Below are 733 nucleotides of genomic sequence, written 5' to 3'. Positions count from 1 at the left end.
GCCGCACTGCGCCGCAAGCCGGTGCCGGCCCTGGCCCAGCGGGTGCTGACCCGCCGCGACCGCACCGGACACAAGCGGCCGGTCACGGAACGCCGGGCACCCGGCACCTGAACCACGACCCACACGGAGGCGACACGATGACCGGTCACGACGACGGGCCCGACCGCGCCCACCAGCGTCCCGAGGGCGTCAGCGCCGAGACCGTGGAGGCGCTCGGGGCGCTGTCGAAGGCACTGGAGACCACCGAGCGCGCCCGCGGCCACCTGTACAGCTTCCACCAGCTCACCGGCACCGCCGACCTGGAACTGGACCGCGCGGTCGAACTGCTCCACAAGGCCGGCCACCCGGACTGGGCCGAGACGGTGCGCACCCAGGTGCTGGGCCGCAACGTCATCCCCGGACACTGGACCTTCCAGATCGTCGAGGCCTACGACGACACCTACTACCAGCCGTTCCGCGACATCGAACGGGCCGCCGTCGACGAACTGGCCGAGGGGCGCGACCACCTGTACGAGGCCGCGATGAAGGAGAACCGCCGCACGGCCGGCCACCCGGACCACACCGCGCGCCCCGAGACCTCCCCGGAGAGCGAGACCGCCGTGAAGGAACGCAACACCTCCGGGCGGGCGGACCCGGCATGACGCGGACCGGGAGCGCCCTGCGCGCCGGGCGCGCCGCGCCGCTGCACGGCCGCACGGTCGTGGTGACCGGCGCCGCGCGCGGGATCGGGGCG

The 733-nt window shown here is 74.6% G+C and carries 1 protein-coding gene; it reads left to right on the top strand.

Annotation, left to right across the window (positions count from 1 at the left end; translation table 11 throughout):
• Positions 1–137: 137 nt before the first annotated feature.
• Positions 138–641: a hypothetical protein gene (locus G3I53_RS18010; protein ID WP_164333464.1), complete on the top strand. Its 504-nt coding sequence runs from the start codon at positions 138–140 to the stop codon at positions 639–641.
• The last annotated feature ends 92 nt before the right edge of the window (positions 642–733 follow it).

Source organism: Streptomyces sp. SID14436, assembly GCF_010548465.1.
In the GTDB taxonomy this organism is placed as follows: domain Bacteria; phylum Actinomycetota; class Actinomycetes; order Streptomycetales; family Streptomycetaceae; genus Streptomyces.
Note: the sequence above shows the minus strand (reverse complement) of the source record. Positions and strands in the feature narration are given on the sequence as shown.